Raw genomic sequence first — 2,646 nt, 5'->3', positions numbered from 1 at the left:
GGTACATTTGCAACTACATCTTTTGCTAAGTTTTGATAACTTTCAAAGCTTGAATCAATCACCATTAGGTCAAACTGAGATTCAAGCTGACTTTTTTCAAGTCCATCGAGCGCGATGGCACCGCCCATGGAAGTCGCCACAATTATTTTGTGCTCGTATGCTAGATTGGCGCTAATTTCAAAAATGGTTTGGGCATCTAGGGCTAAATGTTCACGGGTGGGTTTTCCGGTTGATAAACCATAACCAGAATAGTCAACTAGCATTACGTCGTAACCTTCATCAACCAGCCACACTACTTTTTCAACGGTTTGCGATAAGTTGCCACGATTACCATGAAAATGAATTACCAAGCCAACAGGTTTGTCACTTAAATGGTGCTGTAAATGTAGAGTGTTTCCTGAGCGAGAACGAATAAAACTGTCTTTTACCGGGTGATTAAAATCACTTTTACTAAAGCCTATTTCATCATTAGGACTATAAAGAAAGTAATTGGAACTGCATCCTTGCAAGCATAAAAGCGTAATGAGCATTAACCACTTCATAAACACCTCAAAGAATGTGCTTGGAATAAAGGTTAATACGTTGCTATTTTAGCGACAGTTCACAAAAATATTCAGGGTGTTTTTTTATTGCTCCGTGGTGCGCCCATTAAAATACCCAAATGACAGACACATACCGATAAAAACGCACTAAAGCCAACTGCACCGCCATAGCCATTAATAAAAGGCACTAAATTTTCGAACAGCACAGCAAATACCAATGCGGCAATAATTTGGGTATATAAACCAAAGCGTTTGGGCGCGCTCATACCAACAAAGGTGCTGCCAAAGAACACTAAGCTATATAACTCAACATTTAGATTTGCAGCGTAAAACACAAAGTAAGCAATAATCGAAAGCGACGTTGATGCGCGAATACCATCAAAGCGATTGCGTTTGGCCAGTAAAAACGTGGATAACGCCCCAGTCAGGGAAATGGTAATTAAATCTAAACCCATAACATCCCTTTCAATAACACAAATAGTGCACTGCAAGTAAATGCAATTCCGCCTAAACGCCCACCAAACCCTTCAAATAAATTGATACTTTTAATGTATAAAAGCGTGCCTATCGCCGCGATAAAAATAAATTCCCAGAGTGCGTTTACAGTTGTAACTGAACACATACCTGCAAAACACCCAGTATAAATTGCCGCATATGGGTGATGTTTGTAATCTTTTTTGAAGGGTATAAAACTACCAATCAAAGCAGGCAAAGTTGCAGCAAGCACAATGGGGACGTTAAAAACAGCATGCAGTGAGTAACAGCTTACGCTGCCAAACAAAAAGAGACCGTAAATTAAGGGAGTAAATGCATTCATAGCGTGGCAGTTTAATTAAACTGCGCCGTGATGAATAGCATTACTTGCCCTATTCACCTTAAAACGAACTAGATTGTGATTAGCTTTAAGCTCAATTGTAAGCAAATTTGTTTTTCGCTAGAAAAACGCATGAGAGCTGTTTAAGCTGGCATTGGGGCTAAATTTTAAGGAACGCAGACTAATGCGCACGCATGCTATAGCAATGATCTGCATTGCATTTTCATCATTTTTAACACACACCGCATTTGCCTTTGATCGAGAACTGCGTTCACCACCACGCAAGCTCACAGCTGAACAAGCCAAGGTGGCTGCCAATAATTATCAAAAATACTGTGCGCTTTGCCATGGCGAAAACCGCGAGGGGCATAAAAATGATCATGCGCCCTCACTTCGCAGTAAAAGTTTGATGGAATCGGGCATTGCTCATCAAATTTTAAGGCCTATGCAATATGGCCGTGTTGGCACAGCCATGGGTGGCTACCTTGATGAAGTGGGCGGGCCAATGACCCTAGATGAAACCTGGGATTTAACCTAATGGCTATTTGAGCAAGCGGGTTACGACAGACTGAAATTTTCAACCAACCCAGTACACGGCGACATACAACGGGGCGAAACCGTTTACCAAAAAGAATGCTCTAGCTGCCATGGCAGCAAAGGCGAAGGTGTTACAGGCCCTGCCATTATGAACCCTTCAGCGCTTGCTCATAATACCGATGAGTTTATTCGCCATGCTATAGAAAATGGTAGGCAAAACACGCCTATGCTGGCATTTAAAGATAAGCTTTCAAGTGACGATATTGATAATATTACGGCGTTTCTTCGCAGTAAATCGCTTGGTTGGAGCGATGAAACGCCAGTCTTAAAAGCCCTGCCAACACTTGAAAACTACATCATCAATAAACACGGTGACGACCCTAATTTTGATTTAAAAGATGGCATGTATGTGCTTTCAAAAGATTTAAATGACGCGCTTAATGCGAAAAAGCGCATGGTGTTATTAGATACGCGGGTGACATCGGTATGGCAAACAGCGCATATTGAGGGTGCGATTCCATTTCCTTACTATGCAGACTTAGATGAAACCGTTGCTGGCATTCCAAAAGATGTGCAAATTGTGGCGTATTGCTCTTGCCCGCGAGCAGCAGCCGATCACACCATTAACCGCTTACGAAAACGTGGTTACACCCGAACAGCAGTATTATGGGAAGGTATTTTTGGTTGGATGAATCAGGGCTACCCAGTAAGGCGCGGTGATATTGAAGGGGTAAGTGACTAGCGTGTGCTTAT

Annotated in this window: 5 protein-coding genes; 2 read left to right on the top strand and 3 right to left on the bottom strand. The window is 42.1% G+C overall.

Going from position 1 to position 2,646, the window contains the following annotated elements:
• From ABYD77_RS18720 to ABYD77_RS18710, 3 genes are all read right to left on the bottom strand, one after another.
• Window positions 1-542: alpha/beta hydrolase (locus ABYD77_RS18720; RefSeq protein WP_372771608.1), on the bottom strand; the 542-nt coding region annotated here is incomplete at its 3' end.
• Window positions 543-613: 71 nt separating this feature from the next.
• A complete protein-coding gene (locus ABYD77_RS18715; RefSeq protein ID WP_372771607.1) occupies window positions 614-997 on the bottom strand; it encodes a hypothetical protein in 384 nt (127 codons plus the stop codon).
• Complete coding sequence (locus ABYD77_RS18710) at window positions 988-1,359, bottom strand: hypothetical protein (protein ID WP_372771606.1); 372 nt, start codon at window positions 1,357-1,359, stop codon at window positions 988-990. The genes ABYD77_RS18715 and ABYD77_RS18710 overlap by 10 nt, the downstream gene beginning before the upstream one ends.
• A 181-nt stretch (window positions 1,360-1,540) precedes the next feature.
• On the opposite strand from ABYD77_RS18710, the gene ABYD77_RS18705 reads away from it, so the two are divergent.
• Together ABYD77_RS18705 and ABYD77_RS18700 are read left to right on the top strand one after the other, a co-directional pair.
• On the top strand, window positions 1,541-1,894 hold the full coding sequence (locus tag ABYD77_RS18705; RefSeq protein ID WP_372771605.1) for a cytochrome c: 354 nt from the start codon (window positions 1,541-1,543) through the stop codon (window positions 1,892-1,894).
• Between the two features lie 30 nt (window positions 1,895-1,924).
• On the top strand, window positions 1,925-2,635 hold the full coding sequence (locus ABYD77_RS18700; RefSeq protein ID WP_372771609.1) for a c-type cytochrome: 711 nt from the start codon (window positions 1,925-1,927) through the stop codon (window positions 2,633-2,635).
• Window positions 2,636-2,646 lie beyond the last annotated feature (11 nt).

This window comes from Pseudoalteromonas sp. (assembly GCF_041629635.1).
Lineage (GTDB): Bacteria > Pseudomonadota > Gammaproteobacteria > Enterobacterales > Alteromonadaceae > Pseudoalteromonas.
This window is presented reverse-complemented; position numbering and strand designations above follow the sequence as displayed.

Excerpts from the sequence above, each read along its gene's own strand:
- ABYD77_RS18710 (WP_372771606.1), bottom strand. The coding sequence starts at position 1,359 with ATGAATGCATTTACTCCCTTAATTTACGGTCTCTTTTTGTTTGGCAGC.
- ABYD77_RS18705 (WP_372771605.1), top strand. The coding sequence starts at position 1,541 with ATGCGCACGCATGCTATAGCAATGATCTGCATTGCATTTTCATCATTT.
- ABYD77_RS18715 (WP_372771607.1), bottom strand. The coding sequence starts at position 997 with ATGGGTTTAGATTTAATTACCATTTCCCTGACTGGGGCGTTATCCACG.